Annotated in this window: 10 protein-coding genes; 4 read left to right on the top strand and 6 right to left on the bottom strand. The window is 44.7% G+C overall.

Annotated elements, in window-relative coordinates; all coding sequences use genetic code 11:
• Window positions 1–91 precede the first annotated feature (91 nt).
• The 3 genes from nrtS to F6K37_RS16375 all read left to right on the top strand — a co-directional run bounded on the left by nrtS (window position 92) and on the right by F6K37_RS16375 (window position 6958).
• On the top strand, window positions 92–262 hold the full coding sequence (gene nrtS, locus F6K37_RS45525) for a nitrate/nitrite transporter NrtS (RefSeq protein ID WP_502887750.1): 171 nt from the start codon (window positions 92–94) through the stop codon (window positions 260–262).
• Between the two features lie 157 nt (window positions 263–419).
• Window positions 420–1241: an aminotransferase class IV gene (locus F6K37_RS16370; RefSeq protein ID WP_287251202.1), complete on the top strand. Its 822-nt coding sequence runs from the start codon at window positions 420–422 to the stop codon at window positions 1239–1241.
• Window positions 1242–1741: 500 nt separating this feature from the next.
• A complete protein-coding gene (locus F6K37_RS16375) occupies window positions 1742–6958 on the top strand; it encodes a PAS domain S-box protein (RefSeq protein ID WP_287251210.1) in 5217 nt (1738 codons plus the stop codon).
• Between the two features lie 174 nt (window positions 6959–7132).
• Here F6K37_RS16375 and ftsE read toward each other — a convergent pair whose 3' ends face one another.
• From ftsE to lpdA, 6 genes are all read right to left on the bottom strand, one after another.
• Window positions 7133–7804: a cell division ATP-binding protein FtsE gene (gene ftsE, locus F6K37_RS16380; RefSeq protein WP_287251204.1), complete on the bottom strand. Its 672-nt coding sequence runs from the start codon at window positions 7802–7804 to the stop codon at window positions 7133–7135.
• 242 nt (window positions 7805–8046) lie between these two features.
• Entirely contained in the window at window positions 8047–8826 is a 780-nt protein-coding gene (locus F6K37_RS16385) for a WecB/TagA/CpsF family glycosyltransferase (RefSeq protein WP_044494355.1), read from the bottom strand.
• A gap of 517 nt (window positions 8827–9343) precedes the next feature.
• The gene (locus tag F6K37_RS16390) at window positions 9344–10498 is read right to left on the bottom strand and encodes a pyridoxal-phosphate-dependent aminotransferase family protein (RefSeq protein ID WP_009149052.1); all 1155 of its coding nucleotides are present in this window, start codon (window positions 10496–10498) and stop codon (window positions 9344–9346) included.
• A gap of 411 nt (window positions 10499–10909) precedes the next feature.
• Window positions 10910–11194: a DUF5340 domain-containing protein gene (locus F6K37_RS16395; RefSeq protein ID WP_009149053.1), complete on the bottom strand. Its 285-nt coding sequence runs from the start codon at window positions 11192–11194 to the stop codon at window positions 10910–10912.
• 66 nt (window positions 11195–11260) lie between these two features.
• Window positions 11261–12148 carry an indole-3-glycerol phosphate synthase TrpC gene (trpC, locus tag F6K37_RS16400; protein WP_009149054.1) on the bottom strand — a complete coding sequence of 296 codons (888 nt, stop codon included), beginning with the start codon at window positions 12146–12148 and terminating at the stop codon, window positions 11261–11263.
• Window positions 12149–12288: 140 nt separating this feature from the next.
• The gene (gene lpdA / locus F6K37_RS16405; RefSeq protein ID WP_009149057.1) at window positions 12289–13719 is read right to left on the bottom strand and encodes a dihydrolipoyl dehydrogenase; all 1431 of its coding nucleotides are present in this window, start codon (window positions 13717–13719) and stop codon (window positions 12289–12291) included.
• A 634-nt stretch (window positions 13720–14353) separates the two neighbouring features.
• Here lpdA and F6K37_RS16410 point away from each other — a divergent pair.
• A complete protein-coding gene (locus tag F6K37_RS16410; RefSeq protein WP_009149063.1) occupies window positions 14354–14890 on the top strand; it encodes a jacalin-like lectin in 537 nt (178 codons plus the stop codon).
• Window positions 14891–15175 lie beyond the last annotated feature (285 nt).

Here is a 15175-nt window from a genome sequence, read left to right on the forward strand (position 1 = left end):
ATTCTCTTAAAAATAGCTTATTAGATATTTCTTTCGACTCCGAGCTTAAAGATATCTAAGTCGGGATATTATTCGCGATTATAAATCGCGAATAAATTGTCTCTTTTTTCCAAAATGGGATGCTCCCACTCAACAGCGATGGATTTCAGGGGGTTTAACCTATATAGTTCCCTACTTGGTCAACATTCATGGTCAGTACACCATGCGTTCTAGGCAAACCGCTCGAAGAGGAAAAGCAGATTATAATCGCAATTCTGGTTGATTACGATATAGCATTTATCAATTGGGTGAGGTACTTTCGTCTGGGGTTTTAGGGAGCAGTGAGCAGGGAGCATGGAGTAGAGGTAAGAGTATGGGGAATAGGAAACCCAGGCGCGTTGAGGGGGGGGATTTGAAAAAATTTTGTGTACCTCATAAGTATGGAAAACGCTAGAGTGATGTCAAAACCCTGCTTCTGGTACAATGGTCAGCTAATTGAGGGCAACTCCCTGAGCCTGACCATTGATGAGCCAGGATTTATCTATGGCGCTACAGTTTTTACCACCCTACGAGTTTACCATCAGTCATTAGATCACCCACTAACCCATTGGACTAATCATTGCCATCGCCTCCAATCGAGTTTACAAGCATTTGGTTGGCAACAGCCGGATTGGGAGCAATTGCGCCAAGGAGCACAATCACTGATCACCCTTTACCCAGTGCTGAGAATTACCCTATTCCCCGATGGACGAGAATTGATTATGGGTCGTCCTCTGCCAGCCAATTTAGCTCAGTGGCAAGAACAAGGCATCACTGCTTGGGTAGCTGAGTCCTCTTCGGTAAAATTTCATCGCTGCTTACCCACTCACAAGACCGGGAATTATCTATCTCCATGGCTGGCGAAGCAAATGGCGCAAAATATGGGAGCACAGGAAGCAATTCTGGTAGATAATCACGGGAATTGGCTGGAAACTAGCACAGGTAACTTATGGGGATGGAGAGATGGTCAGTGGTGGACACCACCAGTGGAAGCTGGAATTTTACCCGGTGTGATGCGATCGCATTTAATTGAGTGGCTGACTTGCCAAAATCAGAGAGTTCGTGAGGAACCTTGGTCACCCGAGTTGGTAGGACAGTTGGATGCGATCGCATACACTAACTGCGTGGTGGAGGTTGTTCCCATTCACCGGGTCATTCAAGAAAATTCTGAACGAGTTTATGACCCACTACACCCAGTTTTCCAAGACTTACGTAAGTATTAACTATTAACTTTTAATTGACGAAAAAATTCGTACTCTGTTTATTGATCAGGGGTTGCCTTACATTAGCTGATAGCTCAATGCTGTTAGCGTAGCGTGCGCCTAGCGCATTAGCTGACTGCTTACCTTTAGTCTAAGCTTCAGACGTTCAAAGTAGTTGTTTTTACGGTATACACCCAATGATTATTATCAATAATTTAATTAGGTATGGATAAATCTACTTATCCTGCTATCTGTTGACCATTTTTTTGTAGCTAAAAAAATCTCTGCAATTACAATTACCAAGTTTTAAATTTGGTGCTTTCTGATTCAACCAATAGATTAGATTCGGTAAATTTCAGGATATAGCTATAGTAAAAATCCGTATTTATACGGTAAATTAATTTATCAAAATTGTGTAAATTCAATACATCTATTCAGAATTACAAGACAATTTTCGTAATAAATATATCGAAATGGCCCCTAGAGGGTCTGGGAGATAATATCTCGGTATGCCCTACTCAATGGTTTTTGTCTGGCTAAATTTTATCATAAAAACTGTTCCAATTAGCGATACAGATAGAGCAATGAGTGGTATCTATGACCTACAGTTAGTTGTTCTATCCATTGCTATCGCCTCGATTGTGACCTATAGGGTGCTGATTTTAGCTGGACAAGTAAAAACCTCACAAAAGCCTACCCGTAAAGGTTGGCTGATTGGTGGGGCAATGATCATGGGAGTTGGGATTTGGTCAATACACTTTTTGGGAATGCTAGCATTCCGGTTTCCGATCCCCATCACTTATGATACGCCCATGGTACTGCTTTCTTACTGGGTAGCAGTGCTAATCTCTGGTGCCGTACTCTATAGTGTCAGCCCCATCACCAACCTCAGACAGTTAATGGTGGGCAGTGTGGTAATGGGATTAGCGATCGCATCCGTACCCTACCTGCTGATCGCTGCCATGGGAATACCAGGGCTCATTCACTACAACCTCCTTTTAGTTGCCCTATCCGTTGTTATAGCCAGCTTGACATCCTTTTTCATCTTGTGGCTATCTTTTGATGTGGGGGTAGGAACCGGAAAATTCCTTCATGGGTGGAAGCTTTGCTGGGCAGTGCTCCTGGGATTAGCCATTACCGCTGTAAACTATACAACCATGATGGCAGCCAAGTTCACCGTTACTCCACCATTAGACACTGGGTTTTCTCCGACATTAAATACTTCGGTAGTAACAAGCACCATAGGGATAACTAACCTAATCATCTTCAGCCTCACCTTACTTGCCTCATATTACGAGCAGAAAACGAGTAAAGCACTGCAAGCTCTTAGACAAGAAGCATTGCAAGAGAGCGAAAGGCTATTCCGGATGGTGATTCGAGAAATGCAGGTCGGGGTATTGCTATTCGAGGCAAAAACCGAATTCATGCTCTTTAATCAAGCGGCTCTCGATATATTGGGCTTCACCGAAAGTGAATTGTTGGATAAAAGTCCTTTTGGTTCGGATTGGACTATCATTCACGAAGACACCACTCCATTCCCCACCGAAAGTCGTCCCATCCAACAGGCAATTAGCACCCGTAGACTGGTAAGAAACGTGGTAATGGGTGTCCATAATCAAGCTACTGAAGATTGGGTATGGTTACTAGTGAATGCCGATCCCCAGGTGGGGGTGGATGGGTTAGTAGAGCAAGTCATTTGTACCTTTAGTGATATCACCAATCGCAAGCGAGCCGAGGAAGCGCTGCGGCAAGCTGAAGCGAATTACCGTAGCATCTTTGAGAATTCAGTAGAGGGCATCTATCAGATTACACCGGATGGACGCTTTATTAGTGCCAATCCAGCCTTAGCGCGAATCTATGGCTATTCTTCCCCAGAAGAACTAGTGGAGTCGATTACGAACGTTTCAAAGCAAATTTACGTGGACACTGAGGCTCGTAACGAGTTTACTAACTTGCTAGCGAACAATGGCGCTTTATCATCCATTGAGGCTCAGGCTTATCGCAAAGATGGTAGTGTAATCTCGATTTTGGAAAATGTGCGCCCTGTCCGAGACACTAATGGCAATTTGCTCTACTACGAAGGCTCTGTGGAAGACATTACCGAACGCAAGCGAGTTGAACTGGCCTTGCTGGAGAGAGAGGAGCAGTATCGGTCAGTGGTGGAAAATGTGCAAGAGGTTATTTTCCAAACCGATGGGGTTGGGGTATTTACCTTTCTCAATCCAACTTGGACAGAAATGACGGGCTTTTCTGTAGCAGATAGCATTGGTACTAACTTTATTTATTATCTCCATCCTGATGATCGTCACACTAACATAGAACTGTTTCAATCCCTAATTACCCACAAACAGGAGTATTATCAGCAGGAACTAAGGTATATTACCAAGGATGGGGGCTCAGGCTGGCTCGAAATTCATGCCCAATTAACCCTAGATCCTGACAATAGTATCACAGGGACTTCTGGCACTATCCGAGATATTACAAATCGTAAATTAACCGAGTCACATCTGAAAGAAAGTGAAAAACAACTGCGTCAAGTTATTGATTTAGTGCCTCATTTCATTTATGCCAAGAACCGAGATGGAGAGTTTCTTCTAGCCAACAAAGCAGTTGCGGAAGCTTATGGTACGACAGTAGATGATTTACTATACCATCGGGATGAAGATTTTGCTCAATCCTTCCTAAAATCCTTCGAGTTTAGAGAGGCGGATTTGCAGGTATTGGAGAGTGGAGAACCGACACACCTTCCAGAAGAGACGATCATCTATCCTGATGGAGAAAAGCTTATCATCCAAACTACCAAAATTCCCTTCTCCTTAGCAATTGCCCACATGCCAGCGGTATTAAGCGTATCGATTGATATATCTGAGCAAAAGCAAGCCGAGGAAGCATTACACCAGCAACTGACTCGTGTGATGCTACTCAAACAGGTGACCCAAGAAATCCGCCAAAGTTTAAAGACTAAACAAATTTTTCAGACCACCGCCACACAAATTGGTCAAGTGTTTCAGGTGAACCGTTGCACCATTCATACCTATGTTTCCCAACCTTATCCTCGCATTCCTACAGTTGCTGAGTATTTAGAAAAGGGTTATCTATCGATACTGGATTTAGAAATTCCGATTCTGGGGAATCCTCATTTAGAGCAGTTGTTAGTCCAAGACCGAGCCATCAGTTCCCCTAATGTTTACGAAGACCCCCTTCTGAAACCGATGATCCCAATAAGTCGGCAGATTGGAGTCAAATCCATGTTGGTAATTCGTACTTCCTATCAGGGGGAACCGAATGGTGTGATTGGAATACATCAGTGTGATGAATTTCGTCAGTGGAGTCTGGATGAAATTGAGTTACTCGAAGCCGTCGCTGACCAAGTAGGGATTGCTATTGCTCAGGCTCACCTGCTTGAGCAAGAAACCCGCCAACGAGAGCAATTGACTGAGCAAAATTTCGCCCTAGAGCAAGCTAGAAGAACTGCCGAAGCGGCCACTCAGGCAAAAAGCGAATTTCTGGCAACCATGAGCCATGAAATCCGCACTCCTATGAATGCCGTGATTGGCATGACGGGTTTGCTACTGGATACAGACCTAACCTCCCAGCAACGAGACTTTGTGGAAACTATCCGCAATAGTGGGGATAGTTTACTCACCATCATTAATGATATTCTCGATTTTTCAAAAATTGAATCTGGAAAGCTGGAGTTAGAAGAACAACCGTTTAATCTGATCACTTGCATTGAGGAATCCTTAGATTTGTTGGCGGCAAAAGCAGCTGAGAAAAAATTGGAGTTAGCCTATCTATTCCATCCCAACACTCCACCCATGATTGTGGGAGATGTGACTCGGCTGCGCCAAATTCTAGTCAATTTGTTGGGGAATGCGATTAAATTTACCCATATCGGGGAAGTGTTAGTTTCTGTAACTGCCCGAGAACTTAGCATAGGGGAATTGGTTGATGGCAAAGAAACAGAACACAGTAATACTGCTAACTACTCCTACCCGTTGGCCTCTGCTCCTGACTACGGAAAACATTACTCTTTGAGTTTCCCTACTCTAGCCAATGGAAAGGACTACACTCTACAAGGAGGATTTGACCAGACGGGCTATATCAACGGGGTCAGGGGAGCTAAAGGAACACAGAACAATACCAGAGACAACACGAGAGTATTTTCACCGCCTCACCCCCAGATTTCTTCCCGCAACCCTCACACTGCCAGATTTCGTTCCGCCTCTACTCAATCTTCGATCTACGAAATCCAATTTGTGGTCAAGGATACTGGGATTGGCATTCCTGAGGATCGGATCGACCGCCTCTTCCAGTCCTTCTCTCAGGTGGATTCCTCCACATCTCGCCAATATGGAGGCACAGGTCTTGGTTTGGCCATTTGTCAACGGCTCACCACCATGATGGGTGGGAAAATTTGGGTAGAAAGTCAAGTTGGTCAAGGCTCTAAATTTTATTTCACTGTATTGGCTAAACAGCCTGATCCGATCGAGGAACCTAAGCTGCCAGTATCTCAGCCATTGTTAGAAGGAAAGCGGCTGTTGATTGTAGATGATAGTGCGACCAACCGCACGATTATCTCCGAGCAAGCTAAGTCTTGGGGTATGCTTACCCAGACAGCAGCATCAGGTAGAGAAGCTCTCGATTGGCTCAGTCAGGGGGATAAATTTGACATTGCCATTCTGGATGGGTATATGCCTGAGATGGATGGTTTTACCCTAGCAACGAAAATCCGCCAGCAGTCTGAGGGTCAAGCCTTGCCCTTGGTAATGCTGAGCTCAATGAATCAATCAGATACAAAGCATCATCAGAGTCAGCTAGATATTGCAGCTGTCTTAAACAAGCCTATTAAGCAATCTCAGCTTCACGATGTTTTGACCCAGGTGATGAGCGGACAGCCGATCAAGATTAAGCGAACACCTGCTCAACACCTAAAACTTGACACCGAAATGGCTCAAAAGCATCCTTTGCGGATTTTGTTGGCTGAAGATAATATCGTTAACCAGCAGTTAGCCCTGCAATTGTTGAAACGGATGGGTTACCGGGCTGATGTCGCGGGGAATGGATTAGAAGTACTCCAAGCTCTTAGTCGTCAGCCCTATGACTTGGTTTTGATGGATGTCCAGATGCCGGAAATGGATGGCTTAACTGCGACGCAACGCATTTGTGAACAATGGCCAGCTCATTTACGCCCCTGGATTATTGCCATGACTGCTAATGCCATGGAAGGGGATCGAGAAATGTGCCTGAGTGCAGGAATGGATGATTACATTAGCAAGCCTATCCAGGTACCAGAGTTAGTCCGTGCCTTGAGTCAATGTCCGCACTATCGTCAACCTTCCAACCCAGTAGTAGCTGATCAAGCTGTTGACTTTTCGGTTTTGCAATCCTTGATCGACAGTATCGGAGAACGGGGGGCCGAATGCTTGCTTGGTTTGATTGAAATTTACTTAAAAGATACTCCGAGGTTAGTGCAAAACATGGCTCAAGCAATTAGTGAAGAAGAGCCAAAAGCCATGGAAATTGCGGCTCACACATTAAAGTCTAGTAGCGCTACCCTAGGGGGTATAAATCTCTCCAAACTGTGTCACGAACTGGAAAGTCTGGGCAGGTCGGAAACCATCACTGGAGCAGCGGAAATTTTTGCGCAGCTTGAGTCTGAATACCAACAACTCAGAGTAGGACTGACTAAGAGTGCTAAGAAAATTGAAGAACAATCCTTGAGTCCAGTGCTCTAATAGACCTCTTGCAAAAGTCTTTTTAGAATAGTGTTTGCGTCAATTATTGTCCACTGTTTCCTGTTACCATATCCGCTGTTACCGACAACTGCCGCGAAGTCTAATGTATAATTAAAAATTATGGGGTAAGGTTAGGGAAACCAGCAAACAAATCGTAATCGTAAACTATTGCTTCTAAAAAGGACAAGACAAACGTCCTTCTCGCAGCTGTACTACTGGCTGATTGGAGATTCTGACTAAGTTTTCATCATGAGTTGTGACAATAACTGTAGTGCCTAGGTGATTGAGTTTCCTGAGAATGTTTAATACCTGCCAAGAATTGTCGGGATCGAGGTTACCTGTTGGTTCATCAGCTAATATCAAGGGCGGTGTACTAACAATGGCACGAGCCAGGCTTACCCGTTGTTGTTCTCCTCCTGAAAGTTGCTCTGGAAAACAGTTGGCTTTGTGTTGCAAACCGACTAATTTAAGGGTTGGTGTTAGGCGTCGCTTAATTTCTTTGCGAGTGAAACTCTGTGCCCACAGAACAAAAGCGATATTCTCTGACACAGTTCGCTTGGGAATTAGTTTGTAGTCCTGAAAAACAATCCCCAGGCGACGGCGTAGGAATGACAAGCGATCGCCTCGTAATTGCCCAACATTGAATTGAGCGACAAATACTTTCCCTTGGGTGGGGCGCTGTTCACCATAGAGTAACTTTAGCAATGTGGATTTACCAGCACCAGAAGGCCCTGTGATAAATAAAAAGTCTCCTGACTTGACTTCTAGATTGACGTTAAACAAACCTCGGTTGTTGGGATAGGTTGTTGTTACTCCTTGTAATTTGATTATCGCTTTCTGGGTCATTAGGGATTAGGGAAAGATAGGGAAGTGTGGGAGGTGTGGGAGGTGTGGGGAGATGGGGAGATCCGGAGATGGGGAGATCGGGAGTCAGATGAACAACTGGCCTTCCACGGGGCTAATAAGCTGCGGACGCAAGCTTGAGCACACAGCCGATCCCCATTAGCGATCGCATAAAAACAATACGAAACAATACTAATGGTGCGAACTAATCCTTTGAGGTCTATTGATCAGGGATAGGGATTAGGTTATGCCAACCTTTGACCTAAGGCTTTGAGAGCAAACTGAGGGAAAACCATTATTCTTTGAGCTAAGGCTTTGAGAGCAAACTGAGGCAGAACCATCATTCGCCGCCAACGGTGGGGTTCTTGATACAACCGATATAACCATTCAAGATTATTGTTCCGGAACCAGGCTGGCGCACGGGTTTTAGCCCCTGACCAGATATCAAAGCTACCACCAACACCAATCCAAGTGGATTGGGGACACAGGTGGCGATTCTGGGCAATCCAAAATTCTTGACGTGGTACACCTAAGCCGACTAATATGATTTTGGGCTGCTGTTGTTTTAAGGTCAGCTTTAATTCTTCCTCTGCTTCTGCACTGAGGTAGCCATGACTAATTCCTGCGATCGCTAATTTTGGAACTCTCTTCTGCCAAACCCTAGCTGTTTTTTGGACTACATCAGGGGCTGCCCCATAGAAGAACACTGGGCAAGATTCTCCGTATTGTCCAGCCTTGACCAGTAAAGACTGAGCTAGTTCAATTCCTGGACAGCGCTGCTTTTTTTTTCCGTGGAGTCGTAAGTAAAATATAATACCTGCCCCATCAGGAATCACTAGTTCTGCCTGCTTGATAACGGCAGCTAGCTCAGGGTTGCGCTCTCCCTGGATTGCCATTTCAGCATTTAGAGTTACCACATGACTACCTAGACCTTTGGTGAGACGATCATCTAAGTAATGACTATAGTTGTCTAAAAGGTGAACGGGTAACCCCAAGACAGGAAATTGTTCAGCTGTTTCAAACATTGGCTTTTGCATACCCTCACATCACCCATGTATTTTATTCTACGTAAGACCAGTTAAACCCTTCGGCTCTTCCGAACTTGTTATGGTAATTGGAATTTAACTGATGCTGAAATCATTACTGGGCATTGCTTTGAGAGTTAAAAAACTTTTGATCAAGTCAAATTTTTTTTCCCAGTCAGGGCATAACAGATTTGGGCGGTTATTTAGGATGATCTCTTATGGCAGAGCCAAAACTTCTTTAATTAACTCCTTAGGATTTCGTACTGATCAGGAAAACTTGGGAATTGGGTTGGGAATTGGGTATGTGATTGGGTCCTAATTGAGAATTGGGATTTGATGGTGCTGTTGAACTCAATTAGGAATTATTCCCCCATCCTTGCTGAACTTAGGTGGCGGAAGTTTCATTAACAATTAAAAACACTATTAGGAGTTGTTCGCGTAGCGTGGCCGTAGGCCAACGGTTGACCTTTTAGCGCAGAACAGAGTCAACCGTCAACCGTCAACCATAAACTGTTAATCAGCTCTTAGCAAAGACACTAGCAGCAGCAGCAATACCTGCTCCTGGTGTCATGGATTGGTGTCCTAATTCCTGAAGGGTGGCTTCGAGAGCACCAATGACAGTAAGAATATCTTGCTCACTGACAAAACCTAAGTGACCAATGCGGAATATTTTTCCTTTATAGTTGTCTTGTCCCCCAGCTAGAGCAATGTTATAGCGTTTTTTCATCACAGAACGGATTTGTTCGGACTCTACTGATGTGGGAATCACTGCAGTTGCGGCTGGGCTAGCATACTCATCAGAACCAAACAAAGGTAATGATAGGGCTTTGACGGCGGCACGAGTTGCTTCCATCAGACGCTGGTGACGGGAAAATATTGATTCTAACCCTTCTCTTTTCATCATGCCCAGTGCAGTTTGTAGGGCAATGACTAGGTTCACTGGCGGGGTAAAGGGATTGCTGTTTTTAGCAGTAGATTTCTTGTAAGTCCCCAAATCTAGGTAAAACTTGGGCAGGGTAGCCGTTTTGTAGGCTTCCCAAGCTTTAGGACTAACACTGACAAATCCTAGTCCTGGGGGAATCATGTATCCCTTCTGGGAACCAGAGCCTACTACATCGAGACCCCACTCATCAATGGGTACATTGACTGCTCCAAGACTGGTAACTGCGTCAACAATAATTAGGGCTTCCCCGTGGTCTTTGACGTAACGATTTATGGTTTCTAAGTCGTTGAGAACGCCAGTAGAGGTTTCAGAGTGGGTGACGATTACGGCTTTGATTTGCTTTTCGGTATCAGCTTCTAGCTTTTCGCGAAACTGCTCCGGATCTAAGGGCTTACCCCACTCGGCGGTAATGGTGTCCACTTCCAGACCAAAAGCCGTACTGATTTTTCCCCAACGATCGCCAAATTTACCATTAGAACCAACTAAAACGCGATCGCCTGCACTGAGGAAGTTAATAATGCCAGCTTCCATGACTCCGGTACCGCTAGCGGTTACAGTCAAGACATCATTTTTGGTCTGGTGTAGCCATTTGAGGTTTTCATTGACCTCTGCCATGATTTCGCTAAATTCGGGACTACGGTGTCCGATCGGGTGTTTGGCCATGGCCAGTAATACTTGTTCTGGTACTGGCGTCGGGCCAGGAATCATTAGTTTGAGCTTGTCTTCCATCTGTAGTTAGTCTTGGTATCTAGGGTTGTTGTGATCTGATGATTGGTTAGTTACTCTGAAGTGACCGATTAAGTCTTGGATCTTACCGGACAAAACCGGAAATTCAAGGTTAATTTAGGGGTTAATTTGGCGTTTCACCACCGGAGCATGGGAGCGGTTATCCCCACCCATGCTTACACGACCAACCCAGCCGCGCTAGATTTAAACTTGCCTTCAAGTCTTTGTATATTGACACCCTGCAGTTAGGACACTCTTTAGTTCGGAGCCATAGCGAGCATGTGTTATTGATGCCGACAGTGGGAGTAACGCTCCTCAGGAGTAGGTAACAATCTCAAAATATATTGGCTCAAATGAGATACTCTGACTAAATTTCTTAGTTTTTTTTTATGAAGTTGACAATTTGTTGACTATTTAATGGGGGAGTCTTCCTGCTGAATCCGGTAAACCATTTGTTGAATCATGGGCATCCAACTTGACGCTGTTGAGAGACCAGCGATACTCCATGGGCAAGTTGGCTCGCTGACAGCTTTGTTCTAATTGCTTCTGTTGAGCTCGGGCTTTACGCAGAGTACTGATCAATTCATGAACCTGCTCTCGCAATTGGGGGTTTTGACTGGTAGCAAATGCTGTTTGGCGCTCTAGCAGTTGGAGCAGCAGTTCGTAGTGAATATAAGATGGAAGGGGAATTGGATCCATGAAATTTGCTGTACCTCGGTGAGTCTGAGTCTGCCATCACAATTGACTATTTTTTTGGGCTATGGGTCACTGATGGCTAAACAAGCTGGCAATAGCAACTGCTGGGTCTGGCTGTTTTACCAATGACTCACCAATCAGGACGGCTGTGGCTCCGGCAGATGCTACCTGATCAAGGTGAGCGTTGGTATGAAGCCCTGATTCACTGACTACCAGAATGCCACGTTCGAGTAGTTGGTTACCCCTTGCTGCTAGTATTTGACAGGTTGTTTGTAAATCGACGGAAAAATCTTCCAAGTTACGATTGTTTATACCTACTAGGGTAACGCCATCGAGAGATAATACTCGATCTAATTCAGATTGGGTATGGACTTCGATCAAGGGGGTGATCGACAGAGTCTTAGCAATTTTGATAAAGTATTGCAGGTCTTGATCGGAAAGGATGGCTGCAATCAATAAAACTGCATCTGCTCCGTGACTACGAGCCATGTACATTTGGTAGGGATAGATGATGAACTCCTTACACAGCAAAGGCATGTCTACAGCAGCACGAACTTTTGCCAGGTTTTCCCAACTACCCTGAAAGAATTTTTGATCGGTCAGCACTGAGATCGCACTAGCACCACCTTGGCAGTATGACTGAGCAATGGCTACTGGGTCAAAATCTTCTCGAATAACCCCCTTGCTAGGAGATGCTTTTTTGATTTCTGCAATCAGGGCAGGGCTAGTCTTTCCTGATTTTAGGGCTGCTAGAAAGTCTCGGGGGGGTGGTGCTGTTTGTACTCCCTTGCGCAACTCCACTAGGGGCAGACTTTCCCGCATCTGGTCAATTTCTTTCTCTTTGTGCCAGACAATTTCTTCGAGAATATGGTGGGGTTTATCGTCTGGTAATGCAACTTGATAGTGCAGGGTTTGGATTTTAACTGCTGGATTAGGTGGGCGTCGGCGAATTTGCATCAGTAGTTTTATATAGTCCGTGTTTGGCGTCAGTCCCTCAGTGCGTCAGTCTCTCAGTGCGTCAGTCCCTCAGTGCGTCAGTCCCTCAGTGCGTCAGTTTCATAATCCTTTGTTAATTAGCAATTAACAAAGGATTATGACTAATGAGTTACAGCTCGTTTGTAAGCTTCGTCGAGTACTTCTGAGAGAGTGGGGTGAGCATGGACTAGGTAGGCGAGGGAGTTGACGGATTGTCTGTTTGCGATCGCATTTGAGGCTTCGTGAATTAAGTCGGAGGCGTGGATACCTAGGATGTGGACTCCTAGCACTTCCCCGGTATCTTTACGGTAGATCACTTTCGCTACCCCATCTGCTTCTCCTTCTGCGATCGCTTTAGAATTCCCCTTAAAGTAAGATCTTACAACGGATACTTCAAAGCCTTCTTCGGAGGCCAATTGTTTGGCTTGTGGTTCGCTCAGGCCGACGTAGCTGATTTCTGGATGGGTAAAGGCGGCTGCGGGTATGCTGCGATAGTCTACGGTGCGCTGACGTCCACAGATATTCTCTACTGCGACAATACCTTGAGCGGATGCGGCATGGGCTAACATCATTTTCCCAGTGGCATCACCAATTGCCCAAAGATGGGGCACGGGTTCCCCTGCTGAAAGTACTGCCATGGTGTCATCTACGGGAATAAAACCGCGCCGGTTTGTTTCCACACCTACGGCATCTAGTCCTAGGTCTTTGGTGGCGGGAATCCGACCTGTAGCGACCAGACAAGCATCGACTTCGAGCACATCGACTACTTCCTTAGTTTTGGCATCTGCTAGTTCAATTACCACAGGGGAACCGGGAGTTACTTTCATCGCTAGCACCCCAGTGTGGGTTTCAATGTCCCGAGGTTTGATCAGTATTCGTGTGGCTAGTTTGGCAATATCAGGGTCAAAGGTTGGCATCAGGTTGTCTAGGGCTTCGATCATGGTGATTTCACATCCTAGTGCTGTGTAGACATCGGCAAACTCTAGACCAATGTAACCACTGCCCACGATTGCTACCCAATCTGGCAGCCATTCTAGTTTTATGGCATCATCACTGGTAAATACGGTTTTGCCATCAATCTCAATTCCTGGGGGTACAAAGGGAATTGAACCAGCGGATATCATAATGTCTTTAGCTGTGATCGTTTTTTCACCATTGTCTGTAACAACGGTTACTTTTTGATTACTAGCAACTTTACCCCAGCCTTTGATAATATCCACACCCAAGCGTTTTAGGCTGTTGGTCAGGTCACCACGAATTTTACTGACTAGATTGCTGGCATGATTTGCGATCGCATTTCGGTCAAACTCAACCCCAGCTACTTTAATCCCAAGGGCATTGAGATGATGAGCGTCCTGTAGCTCTCGCACTCTACCTGATGCGGCTAATAGAGCTTTAGAAGGGATGCAGCCCCGGTTGACACAAGTTCCGCCCATGTCAGCGGCTTCAATAATAGCGGTTTTCAGACCACAGCTAACTGCGTGTAAGGCAGCACCATGACCCCCCACACCAGCACCGATAATCACTAAATCGTAATCAAAGTCTTGACTCACATCTATCTCCTGAGTTAGATTGGCTATGCTTCGTCCTTATTATTTTCAACTTGAGCAATCCACGATTGCAAGTGCCCAAGTATTAAGATTGGGAGGATGAAGTATGAAGTATCAAGGATCCCAAAGGGAATAGGGAACAGCGGATCTGGGAACAGCGGATCTGGGAACACGGAACACGGAACACGGAACACGGAACAGGGAACACGGAAAAACTCCTGTGTACCTCATTAGGCTAGAAACCGCTATAGAAAAAATTTTAGCTAGCCCCAATCCCTTAATTGTTATTAGTTACAGGTCATAACTATAGATTTTTTTCAACTTACTTAAGTTAGATGGGGTGCATGTCACTTATGCAGAGCATTTGTACTCAAGCTATCGCCCCTTCATCGCTCTTTTTTTATTGAACCATAAAACCCCGAATCTGTTTCCCCTCTTGCCTCTTGCCTCTTGCCTCTTGCCTCTTGCCTCTTGCCTCTTACCATTGAAATACTGAGCATATATTGAACCATCACCTGTCAAAAATAATATTTTTTTTATAACTATAAAATTTCCTTAAATAATTCAAGATTTTGGCTAACATACCTGCTAGATTCTGGAGGGTTACAAATCCTTTAAAAGATTGAGGTTTTAAGTAATGTTTAAGCGATTTTTTCAGTTGATTGGACTATTGGCTGCAGTAGTCTTGCTGAGCACAACACTAGGGGTTTCTCCTGCCCAAGCCCAAGTTATTGATGGCCCTGTAGGACGGACAACCACTGAATTTTATAATTTCCCTGAGGCCAGAACATTAGGTCCAATTACTGAAATCACCGTTCATCACGGCTTTATTATTGATGGCTTTAAGGTAAGTTATGCCAATGGAAAATCATTTCAGAATGGGGGTACTGGTGGCGGAGAGACCACCATTTCTTTTAGTGCAGATGATCCATTAGTAGAAGTAGATGGTTACGTTGCCGACTATTCATATGCTGGCAACAAACCCTTAATTGCCCAATTAACATTTAAGACTCTTAAGGGCAAGAGCTATGGTCCGTTTGGTACTATGCAAGCAACATCAAACCGAAAGCCATTCACCTTGAAAGCTGCCCAACCCACCATTCAATCATTCTTCGGCAGCGCTAGTGGCTATCTCACCTCTTTGGGAGTCTATATCGACACCGGGTGTGAATAAACTGGGGATAGTTATCATCCGTATTCCCATCTTGTTGGGTAACCGGGGATAGTTCTTAATAAACCCTACTTTATTGTTCTTGTTGATAAGGCAATTTATAAAAATAGTGTTTTTGGAATTCCAAGAACACTATTTTTTATAAAAATCATAAAATTATACTAAATCCGGTTTATAAAAGCTTATAAAAGTTAGTCATAAGTTAACCAATGATAATTAGTTAAATTTTTAATCTCTGAGGTCATGCTTTGGAGTAGCTGACAACGAGTTACTAAACGTTCTTCAATT

This window comes from Moorena sp. SIO4E2, assembly GCF_010671945.1.
Lineage (GTDB): Bacteria > Cyanobacteriota > Cyanobacteriia > Cyanobacteriales > Coleofasciculaceae > Moorena > Moorena producens.